The sequence below is a fragment of the Pseudomonas sp. URIL14HWK12:I5 genome (assembly GCF_900176445.1).
Taxonomy (GTDB): domain Bacteria; phylum Pseudomonadota; class Gammaproteobacteria; order Pseudomonadales; family Pseudomonadaceae; genus Aquipseudomonas; species Aquipseudomonas monteilii.
The window spans coordinates 63,231-84,976 of record NZ_FWXQ01000004.1 but is presented as its reverse complement, the minus strand read 5'-3'; the positions used below and the strand labels follow the sequence as shown (position 1 = coordinate 84,976).

The following is a 21,746-nucleotide window of genomic DNA, read 5'->3' as shown; positions in this document are numbered from 1 at the left end:
CGTGAACGATGACCGACCTTTTCTTATTGGTGGGGATTGAGGATCAGCATCTGTTCCTCGGTGAAGTAATGCTCATCGCAGTTGTTGCCAGAACCGCTGCGATCAACCACCAGGAAATCATCCCGCTTTTCGATCGTCAGCACCGGGTGGTGCCAGACGCCGCGATGGTAATTAACGCCCTGCCTGCCATTACTGCGGAAGGCCCGGACCAAGCCTGATACAGGTGCATCGCCAACGGGCGCGACCACGATCAGAAAGGGGTTGCCGAGCAGCGGGATGAAAGCCTGGCTGCCCAGCGGATGGCGTTCCAGCATGCGTACGGTCAGCGGCATGTCCAGCGCGTCGGCGCGGAAGATGCTGATGATCGCCTTGTCTTCAGGCTCGGCGGTTTCGACCGTGGCGAGCTTGTGAAAGCGCATGGTCGAGCCGTTGTTGATCATGAAGTGGTCGCTGCCGTCGGTTTCGATCACGTCACCGAAGGGGGCGAAGGCTTCTTTGGTCAGGGGCTCGATCATCAGGGTGCGCATGCGGGTCTCTCTTATCTATTCGTTGTACTGAAAAAGGTTCGGCTGTTGCTTACAGCTGCAGCAGGCGGAACAGGGCGATCAGGTTGATCTGCGCCAGGGCTTCCTTGAACTCGGCATCGGCATCGTTGTGGATGCGCTTCTCGAAGGCGGCGAGGATCTGGTGCCGGTTGCTGCCCTTCACCGCCATGATGAACGGGAACTGGAACTTGGCCTTGTAGGCGTCGTTCAGCTCTGTGAAGCGGGCGAACTCTTCAGCGGTGCACTGGTGAATGCCGGCGCCGGCCTGTTCGTTGGTGCTCGATTCGGTCAGTTCGCCCTGGATGGCGGCCTTGCCGGCCAGGTCCGGGTGAGCGTTGATCAGTGCCAACTGGTCGGCGTGGTTGGCGCTGAGCAGGATGTCGCTCATGCGTTGGTGCAGGGCTTCGATTTCGTCCAGCTCGCCCAGTTGGCCCAGGTCATAGGCCTTTTCGGCCACCCACGGCGAATGCTCGTAGATGTCGGCGAAGGCGCTGACGAAGGCGTCACGGCCCAGGGCGGATGGCTTGAGGGTGTTGAAGGCGGTCATCAGGCGTTCTCTTTCTTGTACGGGTGGGTGGTGTGCCAGTGGCGGGCGATGTCCACGCGACGGGCGAACCAGACCTGGTCATGGCTTTTGGCGTAATCGACGAAGCGCTTCAGGGCGGCCAGGCGCGCCGGGCGGCCGACCAGGCGGCAGTGCAGGCCGATGGACAGCATCTTCGGTGCTTCGGCGCCTTCGGCGTACAGCACATCGAAGGCGTCTTTCAGGTACTGGAAGAACTGCTCGCCGCAGTTGAAACCCTGTACCTGGGTGAAGCGCATGTCGTTGGTGTCCAGGGTGTAGGGGATCACCAGGTGCGGCTTGCCGGTAGGGGTGTTCGGCTCCCAGTAGGGCAGGTCGTCGTCGTAGGTGTCGCTGTCATACAGGAAGCCACCTTCTTCCATCACCAGGCGGCGGGTGTTCGGGCCGGTGCGGCCGGTGTACCAGCCCAGCGGGCGTTCGCCGGTGAGTTCGGTGAGGATGCGGATGGCTTCGAGCATGTGCTCGCGCTCCTGGGCCTCGTCCATGTTCTGGTAGTCGATCCAGCGGTAGCCGTGGCTGCAGATTTCGTGGCCAGCCTCGACCATGGCGCGGATCACGTCGGGGTGGCGCTGGGCGGCCATGGCCACGGCGAAGATGGTGAGCGGGACGCCGCTGTCCTTGAACAGCTTCAGCAGGCGCCACACGCCGGCACGGCTGCCGTATTCGTACAGCGATTCCATGCTCATGTTACGCGCGCCCTGCAGTGGCTGGGCGGCTACCATTTCGGACAGGAAGGCCTCGGACTCCTTGTCACCGTGCAGGATGTTGCGTTCGCCGCCTTCTTCGTAGTTGAGGACGAAAGACAGCGCGATGCGAGCGTTGCCCGGCCATTGCGGGTGAGGAGGGTTGTTGCCGTAACCGATCAGGTCGCGAGGGTAGTCAGCGCTCACTGCAGTCTTCCTTCTTGTGCGTTTGTGCGGGGGGTGGGCGGGCCGCGTCGGGATGTCGCACCACCGGATGGGCTGATTGTATACAACTTCTGAAATCTTTTGTAAGCCTGTTTTTCCGCATTTCTTCCCTTTTGTCGCTTCGCAGCGACCTGGAAATACAGTGCAAGAAACCTGCCTGATCGGTCAGCTAATGACATTGGGGTCGTTACAGTGCCTGTATTTGCGACCGATGGGTCGTTTATAGGCAGGAAACGCCGGGTACGACGGATGGGTACAAAAAATTGTGTACAATTTTGCTATGGAATGTCTTAATGGCGTCATTCCCGCCTACCGCAGGCCCTGTTTGGGTGCATAGGCTGAGTATTTCTTGCCCACAGATTGAACAAGAGGCGACACGCAATGGGACGTTTGACCACACACGTACTGGATGCCGCGCATGGCTGCCCGGGCAGCTCGATCAAGGTCGAGCTGTACCGTGTCGAAGGCCAGCAGCTGGAGCTGGTGAACACCGCCCTGACCAACAGCGATGGCCGCGTCGACGCGCCGTTGCTGCAAGGTGACGATTACCGCTCAGGCGTTTACCAACTTCAATTCAGCGCTGGCGATTACTACCGCGCCCGTGGTGTGCAACTGCCGGCCCAGGCGTTTCTGGATGTTGTTGTGCTGCGCTTTGGCATCGACGAGCAACAGGAGCACTACCACGTGCCGCTGCTGATCTCGCCATACAGCTATTCGACCTATCGTGGAAGCTAGTTGGTCGCTAGAAGAATCTTCGTAGGTCCTTTGGCCCGCTCTCACACTGGCGGGCTTTTTTTATTGGCGTACTTCGCTGACAGGATTCTTGAAAATCGCTCCCGATTTGTAGGATATGTGATCCAGCGCGCCTGAAACCAATGTGGCGGCACCATTGAACAAGGCGCCGGTCGCAGCGGCCGGATCTCCGGTCTGCGCCAGTTGCATCCCCCAGCCGGCGGTGCTGTGAAGATGCAGTGTGGTGTTGCTGTTCTCTGACCAGGTTCCTTCTGCGTAGTAAGCGGCTTGTTTTGCTGAAAGCGCGCCATCACCGTGTGATCCCAGATTTTCGTTGACCCGGTTCACCGCGTTGTTGAAAGGTTTGTCAGCCTTGCTCGCGTTTCTCCAGAGGTTGTATCGGTGCTCCGGGAAATTCTCAGGCGGTATCGGCCCGCGAGTGAGTGCACGCTTGCTGGTAGTGAAAACTTCACCGATGAAGTCACGGTGTTTTCTGGCCCCGAATACAATCCCTCCTCCTGCTAGCAACTTGGTAGCGGTCTTGTACAGCAAAGCATTTCTGCCGCTCGGGTCTATCCGATTGATCGGGTCTGCTTCGCAGTAGACATAGCTGTTCAAACCACCTCGGTCAAAAGGGCTTAGGTTGTCTGAACGAAGAAACCTCATCAGCACCGGGCTGTACATGCGATGGCCGTTACCCAGCGGATAAAGGCCTGTGAGCGTGTCATGAAAATCGCCATTGAAGGCCAGTAGGCTTTCACAAGACGTGCCGTGGCCAAATGGGGTATAGGCTGGCATTCAACTCTCTCCAGCGGTTGCGCTAAATGTGACCGTAAATTTATATCAAGCCTCCGATTACCCCGCACCTGGCAAAAATAACAGTGCGGCGCGGTTCAATGTGCGGTACTGAATATGACTAAGGGCGCCGAGGCGCCCTTTGTTGAAGCGGTTGAAGTTAAAGGAACACAAACTTGGCAATGAAAATCGCGCACAGCACCCACAGGCTGGCGGAGATTTCCTTGTATTTCCCGGTGCCCGCCTTCAACGCGACGTAGCTGATGAAACCCAGCGCAATACCATCGGCGACCGAGAAGGTCAGCGGCATCATGATCACCGTGACGATAGCCGGAATGCTGTCGGTGGCCTCATCCCAATGAATGTGCGCCATGCTACCCATCATCAGCATCGCCACGTAGATCAGCGCACCGGCTGTGGCATAGGCAGGAATCATCCCGGCCAGTGGCGCGAAGAACATCGCGGCGATGAACAGCAGGCCTACCACCACTGCAGTCAGGCCAGTACGACCGCCCGCTGCCACACCCGCAGCACTTTCCACATAACTGGTGACCGGTGGCACACCCACCACTGCACCGAACACACTTGATGCACTGTCAGCCTTCAAAGCCTTCGAAAGGTTCTCGATCCGCCCGTCCGGCGCCACCAGGTTGGCGCGCTGCGCCACGCCCATCAGCGTGCCGGCGGTGTCGAACATGTGCACGAACAGAAACGCCAGCACCACGCTGATCATGCTGACGTTGAACACGCCAGCCACATCCATCGCCATCCAGGTCGGTGCCAGGCTTGGCGGCATCGACATCACCCCGCCAAACTTGACCAGCCCCAGGCCCCAGCCCGCCAGGGTCACGCCAATGATGCTGATCAGGATCGCGCCAAACACCCGCTTGTAGCTGAGGATGGCAATCAGCAGGAAGCACACGGCTGCCAGCAGTGGCCCTGGCTCATGCAGCGAGCCCAGCTTGATCAGGGTAGCGGGGCTGTCGACGATGATGCCTGCCGTCTTCAGGCCGATCAGCCCGAGAAACAATCCGACGCCGGCCCCCATGGCATGGCGCAGGCTGACCGGAATGCTGTTCAGCAACCATTCGCGCACTTTCGACAAGGTCAGGAACATGAACAGCACCCCCGAGACGAACACCGCCCCCAGCGCCGTTTCCCAGTTGTAGCCCATGGTGCCGACCACGGTGTAGGTAAAGAAGGCGTTAAGCCCCATGCCCGGGGCCAGGCCCACCGGCCAGTTGGCGTACAGGCCCATCAGCAGGCAGCCCAGCGCGGCGGCGATGCAGGTGGCGACGAAGGCGGCACCATGGTCGATGCCGGCGTCGGCCATGATGTTGGGGTTGACGAAGATGATGTAGGCCATGGTGATGAAGGTGGTCACCCCGGCGATCATTTCGGTTTTGACGGTGCTGCCGTGTTGCTTGAGTTTGAAAATCCGCTCCAGCCAGCTCGTTTCGAGCGGTGGGGCGAGATCCAGCGTAGGGGCTTCGGATTTGCGGCTTTCCACAGCGAGTACTCCTCAAGTCTTTCTTGTTGTTATGGAGCCATTTTCCTGAGCAATGCACTTGGAGGCTCCGCGAGGGAAGGCAGACGTCTGACCATTTTGTTGACTCATGGGTCAAGAAGTTGCTCGGTGGATTATGCTTTTGTGTACAAAGAATGCAAATAATGTTTTATGTTTTGTGTGCGCAATGCGTCGTACAACGGCTATATAGCTAAAACGCCACCTGCGGAATCGCCTCAGCCTGTGTACAATGGCGCCATACTTTCTCTTCGTGCCTCGAGAGCCCATGAACGAACAGCTGCAACCTCTGAAAAAACCTGCACGTGTCGGCAAGGCCGGCCGCAGCGGTACCCAGGACGACATCGTCTACGCGCACATTTTCGAGGCGATCCTCGAGCAGCGCCTGGCGCCGGGCACCAAGTTGAGCGAGGAAGCGCTGGGCGAAATCTTTGGCGTCAGCCGCACCATCATCCGCCGCGCCCTGTCGCGCCTGGCCCACGAAAGCGTGGTGCTGCTGCGGCCGAACCGCGGTGCGGTGGTGGCCAGCCCGACGGTGGAAGAAGCGCGCCAGGTGTTCTTCTCGCGGCGCATGGTGGAGCGGGCCATTACCGAACTGGCCGTGCAGCACGCCACCCTCGACCAGCTCAACGAGCTGCGGCAGATGGTGCGTGAAGAGCGCGACAGCTTCTCGCGTGGCGACCGGGGCGCTGGCATTCGTCTTTCCGGCGAGTTCCACCTCAAGCTGGCCGAGGCAGCGGGCAATGCACCGCTGGTAAGCTTCCAGCGCAGCCTGGTGTCGCAGACTTCGCTGATCATCGCCCAGTACGAAAGCGGCAACCGCTCGCATTGCTCGTATGACGAGCACATGCAGCTGATCGATGCCATCGAGGCGCGTGATGCCGAACAGGCCGTGAGCCTGATGATGCATCACATGGACCACATCGACAGCAAGCTGAACCTGGACGAGGAGAGTGCCTCGGACGATCTGCATGCAGTGTTCTCGCACCTGCTGAAAAAGCCAAAGGTTTCGGCCAAGGGTTGATCGTTTGCCTGATCGATTGAGGGGCGCGAAGCGGCCCCAGTCATTTCTGGCCATTGACCAAAGGTCTGCTAAATTCTTGTGAGCAAACCTTCATCAAGCAGTTGGGCTTGCGCATTCGTTGCGTTCAACTTCTTGAGGAATGGATTCATGAGCATGTCCCTCGGTAAACGGATGGGGGCCGAACTGGTCGGCACCTTCTGGCTGGTTCTCGGCGGCTGTGGCAGTGCGGTACTCGCAGCCAGTTCCCCTGTCGGTATCGGCGTTCTCGGTGTTGCTTTCGCCTTCGGCCTCACTGTGCTGACCATGGCCTTCGCCATCGGTCATATCTCCGGCTGTCACCTCAACCCTGCCGTCTCGTTCGGGCTGGTTGTGGGTGGGCGTTTCCCGGCCAAGGAGCTGCTGCCCTACGTCATCGCACAAGTGATCGGCGCCATCCTGGCTGCAGGTGTGATCTATCTCATTGCCAGCGGCAAAGCGGGTTTCGAGCTTGCCTCAGGGTTGGCTTCGAACGGCTACGCCGACCACTCCCCTGGTGGCTACACATTGGGGGCGGGCTTTATCAGTGAAGTGGTGATGACCGCGATGTTCCTGGTGGTGATCATGGGGGCGACCGACTCCCGGGCACCGGCAGGGTTCGCACCGATTGCCATCGGCCTGGCCCTGACGCTGATCCACCTGATCTCCATTCCGGTGACCAATACCTCAGTCAACCCCGCGCGCAGCACGGGGCCGGCCCTGTTTGTCGGTGGCTGGGCCCTGCAGCAGCTGTGGCTGTTCTGGGTAGCGCCGCTGATCGGGGCTGCAATCGGCGGCGCGCTGTACCGGGGCCTGGCAAAAGAGCCTTAACGCTGGTGTACGCACCGCCCGGCCGCGTAGGTTTCGCGCACAGTGCGGTCGTCGCCCAGGGTGGTGAGCACGAACAAGGTCTCTTCAATGCTGTTGGACTGTTGAATGCGGTAGTCCAGCAGCGGCGTTGCCTTGTAGTCCAGCACCACGAAGTCGGCATCGTTGCCCGGGCGCAGGCTGCCGATGCGGTCGTCCAGGCGCAGCGCACGGGCGCCGCCAAGGGTGGCCAGGTACAGTGACTTGTAAGGGTGCAGGCGCGCGCCTTGCAGCTGCATCACCTTGTACGCTTCGTTCAGGGTGTTGAGCAGCGAGAAGCTGGTGCCAGCGCCCACGTCGGTACCCAGGCCCACGTTGACCTTGAAGCGCTCAGCCTGGGGCAGGTTGAACAGACCGCTGCCCAGGAACAGGTTGGAGGTGGGGCAGAAGGCCACGGCCGAGCCGGTTTCGGCCAGGCGCTGGCATTCCTCATCGCACAGGTGCACGCCGTGGGCGAACACCGAGCGCTCGCCCAACAGCTCGAAGTGGTCGTAGACGTCCAGGTAACCCTTCTGCTCGGGGAACAGCGACTTCACCCAATCGATTTCCTTGAGGTTTTCCGACAGGTGCGTGTGCATGTATACGCCTGGGTGCTCCTTCAGCAGTTGCCCAGCCAGGGTCAATTGCTCCGGCGTACTGGTCGGGGCAAAGCGTGGGGTGACCGCATAGTGCAGGCGACCCTTGCCGTGCCAACGCTCGATGAGTGCTTTGCTTTCGGTGTAGCCGGACTCTGCCGTGTCGGTCAGGTAGTCAGGGGCGTTGCGGTCCATCATCACCTTGCCGGCGATCAGGCGCAGGTCCAGGCGCTCGGCTTCTTCGAACAAGGCATTGACCGATTCCGGGTGCACGCTGCCGAACACCAGCGCGGTGGTGGTGCCGTTTCGCAGCAGTTCCTTGAGGAAAATCTTCGCCACCTGATCGGCGTGGTCCTTGTCGGCGAACTGCTTTTCGCAAGGGAAGGTGTAGGTGTTCAGCCAGTCCAGCAGCTGCTCGCCGTAAGAGCCGATCATGCCGGTTTGCGGGAAGTGGATATGGGTATCGATAAAGCCTGGGGTAATCAGTGCGTCCTGGTAGTGTTCAACCGGGATGCCGGCATCCAGGGTCGGCAGCAGCTCGCTGGCGTGGCCAAGGGCGCTGATGCGGCCATCGTCGACCACCAGCAGGCCGTCCTCGAAGTACTCATGGGAAGCCTCCAGGCCCACCTCGGCCGGGTCGGCGATGCTGTGCAGGATGGCGGCGCGATAGGCTTTGCGGGTAACGGTCATAACACACTCGTCAAATGGCTTGGCTGCGCCGGGAAGGCGGCAGCAACTGGGCAATGGGGCCGGCATTGGCGCCAGCGTCGTGCTGGCCGAAGCAGGCGTTGTAGGTGGCGATGATTTCACCGGCGATGGACACAGCGATCTCGATAGGCAGCTTGCCCTTTACCTCGGGCAGGCCCATCGGGCAGCGCATGCGCGCCAGCACGGCATCGTCGTAACCGCGCTCGCGCAGGCGATGCTCAAACTTGACCCGTTTGGTCTTCGAGCCGATCAGGCCGAACCAGGTGAAGTCATTACGCTTGAGAATGGCGGCGGTCAGTTCCAGGTCGAGCTGGTGGTTGTGGGTCATGACGATGCAGTAGCAACCTGGCGGCAGGTCTGCGACTTCGTCGACCGGTTCTTCACTGACGACCTTGGTCACCCCGTTGGGGATGAGTTCGGGGAATTCCTGTTCGCGCGAGTCGATCCAGCGCACCCGGCAGGGCAGCGCGGCGAGCAAGGGTACCAGAGCACGGCCGACATGGCCCGCGCCGAACACGGCGATGTGCGCTTGCACCGCAGCCATGGGCTCGAACAAGAGCACGGTAGCGCCGCCGCAGCACTGGCCCAGGCTGGCCCCGAGGCTGAAGCGCTCCAGGTGTGGGGTGGTGCGCTGTTCTTCGAGCATTTGCCGGGCGATGTGCAGGGCCTTGTATTCCAGGTGGCCACCGCCGATGGTGTCGAACAGGCCATTGGCGCTGACGACCATTTTCGAGCCGGCGTTACGCGGGGTGGAGCCGCGTTCTTCGATGATGGTCACCAGTACGCAGGCTTCGCCACGGGACTGGTGGTCGGCGAGGGCGTTGATCCATTGGTGCATGATGCAACCTCTCTATGTTGCGCCGCAGGCTCTGTGGGAGCGGGCGTGCCCGCTCCCACAGGGTTCCTCGCTGTCAGTGGGGGACGGTTTCCAGTTCCGGTTTGGCAGGCTGCGCCGCCGCCACCGCCTTGCGCATCTGCTCACAGCCCCACAACACCCGCTCCGGTGTCGCCGGTGCATCGATGTTCGGCTGCACCCGGTAATCGGCAATACTGGCCACGGCATCCTTGATCGCACACCAGGCGGCGATGCCAAGCATGAACGGCGGCTCGCCCACGGCCTTGGAATGGAACACGGTGTCTTCCGGGTTCTTGCGGTTCTCCACCAGCTTCACCCGCAAGTCCAGCGGCATGTCGGCCACCGCCGGGATCTTGTAGCTGGCCGGGCCATTGGTCATCAGCTTGCCCTTGGCGTTCCACACCAGTTCTTCGGTGGTCAGCCAGCCCATGCCCTGGATGAAGCCGCCTTCCACCTGGCCGATGTCGATGGCCGGGTTCAGCGAGTCGCCCACGTCGTGCAGGATGTCGGCGCGCAGCATCTTGTATTCGCCGGTCAGGGTATCGACGATCACTTCCACGCAGGCGGCGCCGAAAGCGAAGTAGTAGAACGGCCGGCCGCGCGCCTGGCTGCGGTCGTAGAAGATCTTCGGCGTGCGGTAGAAACCGGTGCTGGACAGCGATACCTGGGCGAAGTACGCCTGCTGCACCAGTTGCTCGAAGCTGACGATCTGGTCGCGTACACGCACATGGCCATTGCGGAACTCGACGTCCTCCTCGGTCACGTTGTAATGCCGCGCCGCGAACTCTGTCAGGCGCTTCTTCAGTATTTCGGCAGCGTTCTGCGCCGCCTTGCCGTTCAGGTCGGCGCCACTGGAGGCTGCGGTCGGCGAGGTGTTGGGCACCTTGTCGGTGTTGGTGGCGGTGATCTGGATGCGGCTGAAATCTACCTGGAAGATCTCGGCGACCACCTGCGCGACCTTGGTGTTCAGGCCCTGGCCCATCTCGGTGCCACCGTGGTTCAGGTGAATGCTGCCGTCGGTATAGATGTGGATCAGCGCCCCGGCCTGGTTGAGGAAGGTGGCAGTGAACGAGATGCCGAACTTGACCGGCGTCAGCGCCAGGCCCTTCTTCAGTACCGGGCTGTTGGCGTTGAAGCGACGGATCGACTCACGGCGCTCGGCGTAGTCGCTGCTGGCTTCCAGGTCGGCAGTCATCTCATCGAGCATGTTGTGCTCGACGGTCTGGTAGTAGTGGGTGACGTTGCGCCCGGTTTTGCCGTAGTAGTTGGCCTTGCGCACCGCCAGCGGGTCGCGGCCCAGGTGGCGGGCGATGTGGTCCATCACCTGTTCGATGGCAACCATGCCCTGTGGGCCGCCAAAGCCACGGTAGGCGGTGTTGGAGGCCGTGTTGGTCTTGCAGCGGTGACCATGCACGGTGGCATCGCCCAGGTAGTAGGCGTTGTCGGAGTGGAACATGGCGCGGTCGACGATCGAACCGGACAGGTCGGGCGAGTAACCGCAGTTGCCGGCCAGGTCGAAGTTGATGCCGTGCAGGCGACCGTTGTCGTCAAAGCCCACGTCATATTCGACATAGAACGGGTGGCGCTTGCCGGTCATGGTCATGTCTTCGACACGCGGCAGGCGCATCTTGGTGGGCTGGCCGGTCAGGCGGGCCACTACCGCGCACAGGCACGCCGGGCTGGCAGCCTGGGTTTCCTTGCCGCCAAAACCGCCACCCATGCGGCGCATGTCCAGCACCACCTTGTTCATCGGCACGTCGAGCACTTCGGCCACCAGCTTCTGCACTTCGGTGGGGTTCTGCGTGGAGCAGTAGACGATCATGCCGCCATCCTCGGTGGGCATCACCGAGGAAATCTGCGTTTCCAGGTAGAAGTGTTCCTGGCCACCGATGTGCAGGGTGCCCTGAATGCGGTGTGGGGCGCTGGCCAGCGCGGCGGCGGAATCGCCGCGTTGGTGGGTGTGGCTGTCGAGCACGAAGTGCTTCTTGCGCAGTGCATCGACCACGTCCAGCACCGGCTCCAGGTCTTCATATTCGACAATGGCGGCCATGGCTGCACGGCGCGCGGTTTCCAGATCGCGGGCTGCGACGGCGAGTACCGGCTGGCCGAAGAACTCGACCTTGTCGATGGCCAGCAGCGGGTCGCCGGCCACCACAGGGCCGATGTCTTTCAGGCCGGGGATGTCTTCGTGGGTGATCGCGATGCGCACGCCTTCGAAGGCGTAGCACGGCGTGGTGTCGATGCGCAGGATGCGCGCATGGGCACGGTCGGCGGTGCGCGCATAGACGTGCAACTGGTTGGGGAATTCCAGGCGGTCGTCGATGTACAGCGCCTCGCCGGACACATGCTTGTCGGCGCTGTCGTGCTTGACGCTGCGGCCGACCCCGGTGGTGAGGTCCTGGCTGAACAGCTCGGCCATCTCGGCCTGGCTTTTGGCTACGTGATGGTTAGACATAAGCGGTCACCCGGGTTTCGATGTACGGCGTTTGCTGTTCGATGAAGTACTTGCGCAGCAGGTTCTGCGCGGTCAGCAGGCGGTATTCCTTGCTGGCGCGGAAGTCGCTGAGCGGGGTGAAGTCCTCGGCCAGGGCCTGGCAGGCGCGCTCGATGGCAGCCTGGTCCCACGGTTTGCCACGCAGCGCCGCTTCGCAGGCACGGGCGCGTTTGGGAATGGCGGCCATGCCGCCGAAGGCGATGCGCACACCGCTGACCACGCCGTCTTCGATGCTCAGGTTGAACGCCCCGCACACGGCGGAGATGTCATCGTCCAGGCGTTTGGACACCTTGTAGGCGCGGAACGCCCAGTCGCGGGTGGCGCGCGGTACGATGATTTTCTCGATGAACTCGCTGTCCTGGCGGGCGGTAATGCGGTAATCGATGAAGTAGTCTTCCAGTGGCATTACCCGCTGACGCTCGCCTTGGCGCAGGACGACCTGCGCATCCAGGGCGATCAGCAGGGGCGGCGAGTCGCCGATCGGCGAGGCGTTGCCGATGTTGCCTCCGAGGGTGCCCTGATTGCGGATCTGCAGCGAGGCAAACCGGTGCAGCAAGGCACCGAAGTCTGGGTACTCCTCGTTCAGCGCGCCGTAGCAGTCGGTGAGGGGGGTGGCGGCGCCGATTTCCAGGTGGCTGGCGGTTTTCTCGATGCGCTTGAGCTCGGCCACGTGGCCGACGTAGATCATCACCGGCAAGGTCTTGTGGAACTGGGTCACTTCAAGCGCAAGGTCGGTACCGCCGGCCAGCAGGCGGGCTTCGGGGTGCGAGCTGTAAAGGTCGGCCAGGTCGGCCACGGTCAGCGGCACCAGGCAGCGTTTGTCGCCGCTGTTCAGTTCGCCGGTCTGGGTGGGTGCAATGGCCTTGAGGCGGCTGATGGTTTGCGCCTGCTGGGCATCGAACTGGTCGCGGCAGGGCTGGCGGCAGCTCTGCTCGGCAGCGTCTAGAATCGGCCGATAGCCGGTGCAGCGGCACAGGTTGCCGGCCAGGGCTTCCTGGGCCTGATGCAGGTCGGGGCCACTGCTGTTCTTTTGCAGGGCGAACAGCGACATCACGAAACCGGGGGTGCAGAAGCCGCATTGCGAGCCATGGCAATCGGCCATGGCCTGTTGCACGCTGTGCAGCTGGCCCTGGTGCTTGAGGCCTTCAACGCTGATCAATTGCTTGCCGTGCAGCGACGAGACAAACGTCAGGCACGAGTTGAGGCTGCGATAACGCAGGCTGTCGTTGCCCTGGTCGTCCTGGGTCAGTTCGCCGACCACCACGGTGCAGGCGCCGCAGTCACCACTGGCGCAGCCCTCCTTGGTGCCGGGTTTGCCCAAGTGCTCGCGCAGGTACTGCAGCACCGTCATGTTCGGGTCCAGGGCGTGCTCGCTGCGCAACTCCTGGTTGACGAGAAACTGGATCACGGGGATGGCCTCGCAATGGTTTTATTGTTGTTGGGCGGACTCTAAGCAAGACCTGTCTAGCAGGTCAATATTTTTCTGACCCAAAGGTCAAGAAATTGCGTATGTCTACGCCCGGCCGAACACATTGCCTATGGAACAAGCATAGATCGCGCCGGGCGTGTGGCTGTCTGGCAGGTCAAATAAACCGCCTGGCCCCTCTGCGCGATTACCGCCCAAGTACGCTACAATCCGCCCCTTGTGCCCAGTTCAATGATTTTGAAGGAAAACCATGACGTTCAAGGCCCCGGACAGCCTCTCCGAGCAGATTGCCGATTACCTGGCCGAACGCATCATCCGCGGCGAGCTGGCGCCAGGCGAGCGTATCCAGGAGCAGAAGGTTACCCAGGCGCTCAACGTCAGCCGTGGCTCGGTGCGTGAAGCGTTGCTGATCCTCGAGCGCCGCCACCTGGTGGCGATTTTGCCGCGCCGAGGTGCCCATGTAACCGAGCTGGACGAGCGCAGCGTGCGCAGCCTGTGTTCGTTGATGGGCGAGTTCTACATCCTGCTGGGCAACGCGGTTGCGCAAAAATGGCGCACTGAAGCCGACCTGCGCCCGTTTCTGGAGATCCAGCAGCGCCTGCAGCGTGCCCATGACCAGCTCGACATCAAGGCCTTCGTCGCCCACAGCTTTGCGGTCATGCGTGCGGCTTATCCGTTCGCCGACAACCCGTTCCTGCAGGAAACCGTGGAAAACCTCCAGCCAGCCATGAGCCGTGCCTACTACCTGTCGCTGGACCAGCGCCAGGCCAACATGATCGACTACCTCGACTTGTTCGCCCGCCTGCTCGAAGCCGTGGTCGCCCGCGACCTGCCGCGTATTCGCGAGGTGCTCACCGCCTACGGCCAGCGCAGCTGCGAACTGGTGCTGGCGGCGCTGGCCCGAGGCTGACCGATGCGCCTGAAGTGCATTCGCCTGGCCGGGTTCAAGTCGTTCGTCGACCCGACCACGGTCAACTTCCCCAGCAACATGGCGGCTGTCGTCGGCCCCAACGGCTGCGGCAAGTCCAACATCATCGACGCAGTGCGCTGGGTGATGGGCGAGAGTTCGGCGAAGAACCTGCGTGGCGAGTCGATGACCGACGTCATCTTCAACGGCTCCAGTGGCCGCAAACCGGTCAGCCAGGCCAGCATCGAACTGGTGTTCGACAACAGCGAAACCACCCTGGTCGGCGAGTACGCCGCCTACGCCGAGATTTCGATCCGCCGCAAGGTCACCCGCGACGGGCAGAACAGCTATTACCTCAACGGCACCAAGTGCCGCCGGCGCGACATTACCGATATCTTCCTGGGTACTGGCCTGGGGCCGCGCAGCTACTCGATCATCGAGCAGGGCATGATTTCCAAGCTGATCGAGGCCAAGCCCGAGGAGCTGCGCAACTTCATCGAGGAAGCCGCCGGCATTTCCAAGTACAAGGAACGCCGCCGCGAAACCGAAAACCGCATCCGCCGCACCCAGGAAAACCTGGCCCGGCTGACCGACCTGCGCGAAGAGCTGGAACGCCAGCTGGAACGCCTGCACCGCCAGGCCCAGGCAGCTGAGAAGTACCGTGAGTACAAGGCCCAGGAGCGCCAGATGAAGGCGCGTCTGTCGGCCTTGCGCTGGCGCGACCTGGATGAGCGAGTGCGTCAGCGTGAGTCGGTGATCGGCGACCAGGACGTGTCCCATGAGGCGTTGGTGGCCGAGCAGCGCAACGCCGATGCCAGCATCGAGCGCCTGCGCGACGGTCATCACGAACTGTCCGAGCGCTTCAACCAGGTGCAGGGCCGCTTCTATTCGGTGGCCGGTGATATCGCTCGGGTTGAACAGAGTATCCAGCACGGCCAGCAGCGCCTGCGCCAGTTGCAGGACGACTTCAAGGAAGCCGAGCGCACGCGCCTGGAGACTGAGTCGCACCTGGGCCATGACCGCACTTTGCTGGCCACCTTGAGCGAAGAGCTGGCCATGCTGGAGCCCGAGCAGGAAATGACCCTTGCCTCTGCCGAAGAGGCTGCTGCCGCTCTTGAAGAGGCCGAGCTGGGCATGCACGGTTGGCAGGAGCAGTGGGACAGCTTCAACAGCCGCTCCGCCGAGCCGCGCCGCCAGGCCGAGGTGCAGCAGGCGCGCCTGCAGCAGCTGGAAGCCAGCCTGGAGCGTCTGGCCGAACGCCAGCGCAAGCTGGGCGAGGAGCGTGAGCAACTGGGTAGCGACCCGCAGGATGCCGCCATGCTTGAACTGGCTGAGCAGTTGGCCAGCAGCGAAATACTGCTGGAAGAACTGCAACTGTCGGAAGAGCAGGTGGTCGAGCGACTGGAAGGCGGGCGCGAGCAGTTGCAACAGGCCACCCAGGCACAACAACAGGCGCAGGGTGACCTGCAGCGCCTGGGCGGCCGGTTGGCTTCGCTGGAGGCTTTGCAGCAGGCCGCGCTGGAGCCCGGTGCAGGTGCTGCTGACTGGCTGCAAAGCCAAAGCCTGGCGCAGCAGCCGCGCCTTGCAGAAGGCCTGCGGGTGGAGCCGGGTTGGGAGCTGGCTGTGGAAACGGTGCTTGGCGCCGATCTGCAAGCTGTACTGGTGGACGACTTCGGCAAGCTCGATTTTGCCGGCCTGGAGCAGGGCGAGTTGCGCTTGCTTCTGGCCAGCGCCGACAACGCATCCTTGCCCGGCAGCCTGCTGGAAAAAGTTGAAGGCCCTATCGACCTGGCGCCGTGGCTTGGCCAGGTCAAACCGGTAGAAAACCTGGCCGAGGCGCTGGCCCGGCGCGCAGCCCTTGCTGAAGGGCAAAGCCTGGTCAGTCGTGATGGTTATTGGGTTGGCCGGCATTTCCTGCGGGTTCGTCGTGGTGGTGAGGCCGAAGGCGGGGTTTTGGCACGCGGTCAGGAAATCGAACGGTTAGGTCAGGAGCAGCTGGAGCAGGAGGCGGCGCTGGAGCAACTGGAACAGCAACTGCAAACCCTGCGCGAGCAGCAGCTGGACCTGGAAGAGCAGCGCGAACAGCTGCGCCGCCGCAGCCAGGAAGAAAACCGCCTGCATGGCGAACTCAATGCCAGCCTGTCGGCCAGCCGTGCCCGCGCCGAGCAGGTCGAATTGCGCCGCCGGCGCCTGCAGGAAGAATTGGCTGAGCTGGAAGAGCAGCGTGCCCTGGAGCATGAGCAGCTGGGCGAATCACGCCTGCTGCTGCAAGAAGCCCTGGAACTGATGGCCCAGGACACCGAGCAACGTGAACAGTTGATGGCGCGCCGCGACACGCTGCGTGAAGGCCTCGATCGGGTGCGCCAGGAAGCCCGTCAGCACAAGGACCACGCCCACCAGCTGGCCGTGCGCCTGGGGTCGCTGCGCGCCCAGCACGATTCCACTCGTCAGGCGCTGGAACGCCTGGAGCAGCAGGCCGCGCGCCTGACCGAGCGCCAGGAACAACTGAGCCTGAACCTGGAGGAGGGTGAGGCCCCGCAGGAAGAGCTGCGCCTGAAGCTGGAAGAGCTGCTGGAGCGGCGTATGAGCGTCGACGAGGAAATGCGCAAGGCCCGCCTGCACATGGACGAAGCCGACCGCGAACTGCGCGATGCCGAAAAACGCCGCACCCAGGCCGAGCAGCAAGCGCTGGTGTTGCGCGGCCAACTGGAACAGTTGCGCCTAGAATGCCAAGGTTTGGATGTGCGGCGCAAAACCTTGCAGGAGCAGCTGCTGGCCGATGGCTATGACCTGCAAGGTGTGCTCGCCACCCTTGAGGCCGACGCCAGCGAGCAGGGTACCGAGCAGGAGCTGGAGCAGCTTGAAGCACGCATCCAGCGCTTGGGTGCGATCAACCTGGCGGCCATCGAAGAATACGAGCAGCAGTCCGAGCGCAAGCGCTACCTGGACGCGCAAGACGCCGACCTGGTCGAAGCCCTGGAGACCCTGGAAAACGTCATCCGCAAGATCGACAAGGAAACCCGCAACCGCTTCAAGGATACCTTTGATCAGATAAATGCCGGATTACAGGCACTTTTCCCAAAAGTTTTCGGGGGCGGCAGCGCTTATCTGGAACTGACGGGCGAAGATCTACTCGATACAGGGGTGACGATCATGGCACGGCCACCGGGCAAGAAGAACAGCACCATCCATCTGCTGTCCGGCGGCGAGAAGGCACTGACCGCTTTGGCGCTGGTGTTTGCCATTTTCAAGTTGAACCCCGCACCGTTCTGCATGCTCGACGAAGTCGACGCGCCGCTGGACGATGCCAACGTCGGGCGCTACGCCCGTCTGGTCAAGGAAATGAGTGAAAGCGTGCAGTTCATCTACATCACCCATAACAAGATTGCCATGGAGATGGCGGATCAATTGATGGGGGTAACCATGCATGAACCCGGGTGTTCACGCCTTGTTGCAGTTGATGTGGAGGCAGCCATGGCCATGGTCGATGCGTGATGCGCGACGATGGGGGCACATTCTGTAGCGAAATGCCCCCGCCATGTGCGACAGACGGTGTAAAGTTGTCTTTGGTCGTGCTAGCTTAATGTCACTCGTTTTTTGCGTGGGTAAAACGCCTGTCAGAACATAGAGTTGGCGCCACGTGTTAAAGGGCTTTGAACCCTTTGTTTTCAAGCATATTTTTATAGAGGCACGGGATTACATGGAAATCGGTCTGCGCGAGTGGCTGATCGTCATCGGCATCATTGTCATTGCCGGGATTCTTTTCGACGGCTGGCGCCGCATGCGCGGCGGCAAAGGCAAGTTGAAATTCCGTCTGGATCGCAGTTATTCCAACCTGCCGGACGAAGACGGCGGCAGTGCCGAAGTGCTCGGCCCGTCGCGGGTGCTGGATACCCACAAGGAGCCTGAGCTGGACGAAAGCGACCTCCCGTCGCTCAGCGCTTCTGCGCGTGATCGTGAGCGCGAGCCCAAGCCGGTCAAGGCTGGCAAGCGCGGCAAGCGTGCGGCCGCCGACGTACAGCAGGGCGACCTGAACCTCAGCGCCGAGCCGCGTGAGCCGGACCTGTTTGCCGAAAGCGACGACGACTTCGCCGCCGACAACACCCGCAATAGCGGTGCGGCCCCTGCCAGCAGCAGCGTGAAGGAGCTGCCGCCGGCCGAGGAAGTGCTGGTTATCAGCGTGATCTCCCGCGACGAGGGCGGCTTCAAGGGCCCGGCACTGCTGCAGAACATTCTGGAAAGCGGCTTGCGCTTCGGCGAAATGGACATCTTCCACCGCCACGAGAGCATGGCCGGCCACGGCGAAGTGCTGTTCTCCATGGCCAACGCGGTCAAGCCTGGCGTGTTCGACCTGGACGACATCGACCACTTCAGCACCCGTGCCGTCAGCTTCTTCCTCGGCTTGCCGGGCCCGCGCCATCCGAAGCAAGCCTTCGACGTGATGGTGGCTGCGGCACGCAAGCTGGCCCACGAACTGAACGGTGAGCTCAAGGACGACCAGCGCAGCGTGCTGACCGCCCAGACGATCGAGCACTACCGCCAGCGTATCGTCGAGTTCGAGCGCCGCGCGCTGACCCAGAAGCGCTGATGTGCCCAAGTGGGCAGACCTCTGTCCACCCTGTTTCAAGCGCAAGAGCAGCCAAGGGCTGCTCTTTTGCTATGCAAGAGAACCTGAAAATGACCGCCGAAACCCGTATCCACGAACTGCGTGCCGAGCTCGACCAGCACAACTACCGCTACTACGTGCTCGATGAGCCCAGCGTGCCGGATGCCGAATACGACCGCCTGTTCAACGAGCTGAAGGCGCTTGAAGCCGAGCACCCGCACCTTGTCACACCCGACTCGCCCACCCAGCGTGTCGGCGGTGCTGCCCTGGCCGCCTTTAGCCAGGTGCGCCATGAAGTCCCGATGCTCAGCCTGGGTAACGCTTTCGAAGAAACCGACCTGCGTGAGTTCGGCCGCCGCGTTGTAGAAGGCCTTGATCAGCCTGGCGCGGTCGACTACAGCTGCGAACCCAAGCTCGACGGCCTGGCCGTGAGCCTGCTGTACCGCGATGGCCAGCTGGTGCAGGGCGCTACCCGTGGCGATGGCACCACCGGCGAAGACATCAGCGCCAACGTGCGCACGGTGCGCAACATCCCGCTCAAGCTGCAGGGTGAGGGCTGGCCGGCGGTGCTGGAGGTGCGCGGCGAGGTGTACATGAGCAAGGCCGGTTTCGACCGGCTCAATGCAGCCCAGGCAGAAGCCGGTGGCAAGACGTTCGCCAACCCGCGCAACGCCGCCGCCGGCAGCCTGCGCCAGCTGGATTCGAAAATCACCGCCAGCCGCCCGCTGGAGTTTTGCTGCTATGGCGTTGGTCAGGTGTCTGAAAGCATCGGCGACAGCCATATTGGCATCCTTGAACAGCTCAAAGCCTGGGGGATGCCGATCAGTCGCGAGCTCAAGCATGCGGCAGGCATCGAAGAATGCCTGGCCTACTACCGCGACATCGGCGAGCGACGTAACAGCCTGCCGTATGAAATCGATGGTGTCGTGTTCAAGGTCAACAGCCTGGCCGCCCAGCGCGAGTTGGGCTTCCGTGCGCGTGAGCCACGGTGGGCGATTGCCCACAAGTTCCCGGCCATGGAAGAGCTGACCGAGGTGCTGGACGTCGAATTCCAGGTTGGCCGCACGGGCGCGGTAACGCCTGTCGCGCGCCTGAAGCCGGTCAAGGTTGCGGGGGTGACCGTGTCCAACGCCACCTTGCACAACATGGACGAAATCGCCCGCCTGGGCCTGCGCATCGGTGACACGGTAATCATTCGCCGTGCCGGTGACGTGATCCCGCAGGTGATGCAGGTGGTGCTGGAGCGTCGCCCGGAAGATGCCCGCCCGGTCGAGGTGCCGAGCGCGTGCCCGGTGTGTGGCTCGCAGGTCGAGCGTACTCAATTGGTCAAACGCAGCAAGGGCAAGGAAACCACCAGCGAAGGCGCGGTGTACCGCTGCGTTGGCCGCCTGGCCTGTGGCGCGCAGCTCAAGCAGGCGATCATTCACTACGTGTCGCGCCGTGCCATGGATATCGATGGCCTGGGCGAAAAGAGCGTCGAGCAACTGGTGGACGAAGGCCTGATCGGCTCGCCGGCAGACCTGTACAAGCTGGAGTTCGACCAGATCGTTGGCCTGGAAGGTTTCGCCGAAGTGTCCAGCAAGAAGCTGCTGGATGCCATCGAGGCCAGCAAGCGCCCGGCCTTGTCGCGTTTCATCTACGCTTTGGGCATTCCGGATGTAGGCGAAGAGACTGCAAAGGTGCTGGCCCGCTCGCTGGGCAGCCTGGCGCGCGTGCAGCAGGCATTGCCGCAGGTGCTCACCTACCTGCCGGACATCGGCCTGGAGGTTGCCTACGAGATCCACAACTTCTTTGAAGACGAGCACAACCGCAAGGTCATCAAGCAACTGCTCGATAGCGGCATGCAACTGCAGGACGAGGGCGAACTGGCTGCCGAATTCGCCGCCAGCACCACCCTCGCCGGCATGATTGCCAAGCTCGACATTGCCTCGGTCGGCCCGACCGGGGCCGAGAAGCTGGTGGCCAAGCTCGACACCCTGGAAAAGATCATCGCCGCCGACGGCATCGACCTGCGCCAGGCCCTTGCGGCCAAGCAGGCGGATGCCGTGCGTGAGTTCTTCAAGAATGAAGCGAACCAGAAGCTGGCGCGGGACATCGAAGCGCAGTTGCTGGCGTTCGGCATGCACTGGACCAGTGAGAAGAAGGTGGCCGAAGGTTTGCCGCTGGCAGGCCAGACCTGGGTGCTCACCGGCACCCTGGAGCGCATGAGCCGCGACATCGCCAAGGACAAGCTGGAAAGCCTGGGGGCCAAGGTGGCGGGTTCGGTGTCTGGCAAGACCCACTGCGTGGTGGCCGGGCCAGGGGCGGGGTCCAAGCTGGCCAAGGCTGCCGAGCTGGGGGTGAAGGTGCTGGACGAAGATGCCTTTGTCACCTTCCTGGCCGGGCAGGGGGTCACGGTTTAAAGGCCGGCGCACGTTTCTTGTGGGGGCGGGTTTACCCGCGAAGAGGCCAGGGCTGCCACGTCAGCCCTGACAAGTCATTGAGAAATGATGACTTTTTCTCCCGCTAGAGGTTGTATCTGCCCCCAAGAACGGTACAATGGCGCCACTCGCTGTTCAGCGAGGCATGTAGTGGTGGCCCCATCGGTCCCCCCGCATTGATTACCCGTTAACCTGGTCAGGCCCGGAAGGGAGCAGCCATAGCGGGAACATCGAGTGCCGGGGTGTGGCTGGTGGGGCCGCCTCCATTTCCGGGGTCGGAAAACCTCAAACTGCGGCGAACGCCTTCTTACTTTCCTGCTTGTCGTCCAGTGCCCCTGCCGCAGAGAGCTTCATCAGCCTTTGGAATTTCGGGCATGCCAAATGATCTTCTTCCGGACATTGCGCTGCGTGCCGCAAGCCCTTGCTCATCGCCTGTAACCGCTTGATCCGCGCATCCAGCTCGTCCGCCTTGGCCATCAGCACCTGCCGGTCGACTTGCAAGTCCACCAGCATCGCCCCCACTTCATCCAGCGAAAACCCCGCAGCCTGCCCCAGGGCGATCAGCGCCAGCCGGTCCGCCACATCGGCTGAAAACTGCCGCCGTTGGCCGTGCCCGGCGAGTGACTTGAGCAAACCTTTCTTCTCGTAGTAACGCAGTGTCGAGGCGGGTACGCCTGTGCGTTTGGCGACGTCGGCAATGTCCATTTAGGGCCCTTGACTTGAAGTTGACTTCAACTTCTATGCTGCGCGTCATGGTGAT

Annotated in this window: 17 protein-coding genes and 1 other RNA gene; 8 read left to right on the top strand and 10 right to left on the bottom strand. The window is 62.2% G+C overall.

From position 1 onward, the window contains the following. Window positions 1-23: 23 nt before the first annotated feature. Genes B9A31_RS10805 through puuE form a run of 3 tightly spaced genes read right to left on the bottom strand, consistent with a single transcriptional unit; the run spans window position 24 to window position 2,018 of the window. Window positions 24-527, bottom strand: a complete 504-nt coding sequence (locus B9A31_RS10805; protein WP_012315446.1) for an ureidoglycolate lyase — start codon at window positions 525-527, stop codon at window positions 24-26. Window positions 528-576: 49 nt separating this feature from the next. Then, entirely contained in the window at window positions 577-1,092 is a 516-nt protein-coding gene (gene uraD, locus B9A31_RS10800; protein ID WP_019099539.1) for a 2-oxo-4-hydroxy-4-carboxy-5-ureidoimidazoline decarboxylase, read from the bottom strand. Beyond that, window positions 1,092-2,018, bottom strand: a complete 927-nt coding sequence (gene puuE, locus B9A31_RS10795) for an allantoinase PuuE (RefSeq protein WP_016711728.1) — start codon at window positions 2,016-2,018, stop codon at window positions 1,092-1,094. The genes uraD and puuE overlap by 1 nt, the downstream gene beginning before the upstream one ends. Before the next feature lie 399 nt (window positions 2,019-2,417). Between puuE and uraH the strand changes: the two genes are divergently transcribed. Next, entirely contained in the window at window positions 2,418-2,771 is a 354-nt protein-coding gene (uraH, locus tag B9A31_RS10790) for a hydroxyisourate hydrolase (protein ID WP_016711727.1), read from the top strand. Window positions 2,772-2,831: 60 nt separating this feature from the next. Here the strand turns inward: uraH and B9A31_RS10785 are convergent, their stop codons facing one another. Both B9A31_RS10785 and B9A31_RS10780 read right to left on the bottom strand, forming a co-directional pair. Next, entirely contained in the window at window positions 2,832-3,566 is a 735-nt protein-coding gene (locus B9A31_RS10785; protein ID WP_019099540.1) for an RHS repeat-associated core domain-containing protein, read from the bottom strand. A 157-nt stretch (window positions 3,567-3,723) separates the two neighbouring features. Continuing rightward, window positions 3,724-5,073 (bottom strand): NCS2 family permease, encoded by a 1,350-nt coding sequence (locus B9A31_RS10780; RefSeq protein ID WP_003254327.1) that lies wholly within the window; start codon window positions 5,071-5,073, stop codon window positions 3,724-3,726. A 283-nt stretch (window positions 5,074-5,356) separates the two neighbouring features. On the opposite strand from B9A31_RS10780, the gene B9A31_RS10775 reads away from it, so the two are divergent. Beyond that, window positions 5,357-6,112, top strand: coding sequence for a GntR family transcriptional regulator (locus B9A31_RS10775; protein ID WP_012273431.1), 756 nt, complete (start codon window positions 5,357-5,359; stop codon window positions 6,110-6,112). Between the two features lie 147 nt (window positions 6,113-6,259). Further along, the gene (gene aqpZ, locus B9A31_RS10770; RefSeq protein WP_019099541.1) at window positions 6,260-6,958 is read left to right on the top strand and encodes an aquaporin Z; all 699 of its coding nucleotides are present in this window, start codon (window positions 6,260-6,262) and stop codon (window positions 6,956-6,958) included. On the opposite strand, the gene guaD is transcribed toward aqpZ, so the two are convergent. The 4 genes from guaD to xdhA form a co-directional block, all read right to left on the bottom strand. Continuing rightward, entirely contained in the window at window positions 6,955-8,259 is a 1,305-nt protein-coding gene (guaD, locus tag B9A31_RS10765; protein ID WP_025754773.1) for a guanine deaminase, read from the bottom strand. The two genes, aqpZ and guaD, sit on opposite strands and share 4 nt — an antisense overlap. A gap of 10 nt (window positions 8,260-8,269) precedes the next feature. Continuing rightward, window positions 8,270-9,115, bottom strand: a complete 846-nt coding sequence (gene xdhC, locus B9A31_RS10760; protein ID WP_019099543.1) for a xanthine dehydrogenase accessory protein XdhC — start codon at window positions 9,113-9,115, stop codon at window positions 8,270-8,272. Window positions 9,116-9,188: 73 nt separating this feature from the next. Next, window positions 9,189-11,588, bottom strand: a complete 2,400-nt coding sequence (gene xdhB / locus B9A31_RS10755) for a xanthine dehydrogenase molybdopterin binding subunit (protein ID WP_025754774.1) — start codon at window positions 11,586-11,588, stop codon at window positions 9,189-9,191. Further along, the gene (gene xdhA / locus B9A31_RS10750; protein WP_019099545.1) at window positions 11,581-13,035 is read right to left on the bottom strand and encodes a xanthine dehydrogenase small subunit; all 1,455 of its coding nucleotides are present in this window, start codon (window positions 13,033-13,035) and stop codon (window positions 11,581-11,583) included. Before xdhA ends, xdhB begins: the two co-directional genes overlap by 8 nt. A 268-nt stretch (window positions 13,036-13,303) precedes the next feature. On the opposite strand from xdhA, the gene B9A31_RS10745 reads away from it, so the two are divergent. The 5 genes from B9A31_RS10745 to ffs all read left to right on the top strand — a co-directional run bounded on the left by B9A31_RS10745 (window position 13,304) and on the right by ffs (window position 21,243). Then, a complete protein-coding gene (locus B9A31_RS10745; protein ID WP_019099546.1) occupies window positions 13,304-13,963 on the top strand; it encodes a GntR family transcriptional regulator in 660 nt (219 codons plus the stop codon). A 3-nt stretch (window positions 13,964-13,966) separates the two neighbouring features. Further along, entirely contained in the window at window positions 13,967-17,455 is a 3,489-nt protein-coding gene (gene smc, locus B9A31_RS10740; RefSeq protein ID WP_019099547.1) for a chromosome segregation protein SMC, read from the top strand. A 205-nt stretch (window positions 17,456-17,660) separates the two neighbouring features. Continuing rightward, window positions 17,661-18,548 carry a cell division protein ZipA gene (zipA, locus tag B9A31_RS10735; RefSeq protein ID WP_019099548.1) on the top strand — a complete coding sequence of 296 codons (888 nt, stop codon included), beginning with the start codon at window positions 17,661-17,663 and terminating at the stop codon, window positions 18,546-18,548. Window positions 18,549-18,637: 89 nt separating this feature from the next. Next, window positions 18,638-20,968 (top strand): NAD-dependent DNA ligase LigA, encoded by a 2,331-nt coding sequence (ligA, locus tag B9A31_RS10730; protein ID WP_084297038.1) that lies wholly within the window; start codon window positions 18,638-18,640, stop codon window positions 20,966-20,968. A 178-nt stretch (window positions 20,969-21,146) separates the two neighbouring features. Continuing rightward, window positions 21,147-21,243, top strand: an RNA gene (gene ffs, locus B9A31_RS10725) — signal recognition particle sRNA small type. Between the two features lie 28 nt (window positions 21,244-21,271). Here ffs and B9A31_RS10720 read toward each other — a convergent pair. Beyond that, window positions 21,272-21,691, bottom strand: a complete 420-nt coding sequence (locus B9A31_RS10720; protein ID WP_019099550.1) for a helix-turn-helix domain-containing protein — start codon at window positions 21,689-21,691, stop codon at window positions 21,272-21,274. Window positions 21,692-21,746: the final 55 nt, after the last annotated feature.